Below are 647 nucleotides of genomic sequence, written 5' to 3'. Positions count from 1 at the left end.
GTGGGTGGGTCCGCCGCGGGAGTGTTCTGTGACGTGGTGGATCTCGCACCAGGCGGCGGGGACGTGGCAGCCGGGGATGAGGCACTCGCGGTCACGGAGGGTGATCGCGCGACGTTGGTGGGCGGTGAACACCCGGTCGGTGGAGTCGATGCCGATGATGCGCCCGGTGGGGTCGGAGGTGACGCGTTGAATGCTGCCACCGCACGCCGTATGCCGGGCGGTGGTCAGCGACACCGGGGCGTCGATGCCGTCGACGTGCGCCCATCCCCGCCCGGACGCGTAGTCCTCCGCAGTCACGGACACGACGAGGGTCGGGGCGGCACCGCCGAGGGAGGGCATGTCACTGTGGCGGGCGGCGATCCCGAGTACGGCAGCGAGGGCATCGTGCTGCTTCTGCGCCCGGGACCGCCCATCGACCATGCCGCTGGGATCACCCGACGGGAGGGCGTCGTCGGACGGCAGTGCGTCGCCGTCGAGCCGGGGAAGCGGTTCACCGAGCAGGGCGTCATCGACCGAGCCCATCGTCGCTCGCTCAGCGGATGGGACGAACCGCACCCCACTGGCCATGCCCGCATCCGGGAGCGGGGTCGCGGGGACGGGCGGCCCGTCGACTTTCGGGTTCAGGTACGCGTCCCAGATGCGTTGCA

1 protein-coding gene is annotated in these 647 nt (G+C 71.6%); it reads right to left on the bottom strand.

What is annotated here, in order from left to right; all coding sequences use genetic code 11:
* Positions 1-647, bottom strand: a 647-nt coding sequence (locus WFJ97_RS16430; protein ID WP_336642266.1) for an HNH endonuclease signature motif containing protein, incomplete at both ends; no start/stop codon positions are given.

Source organism: Microbacterium sp. USHLN272, from assembly GCF_037149655.1.
GTDB lineage: Bacteria > Actinomycetota > Actinomycetes > Actinomycetales > Microbacteriaceae > Microbacterium > Microbacterium galbinum.
This window is presented reverse-complemented; position numbering and strand designations above follow the sequence as displayed.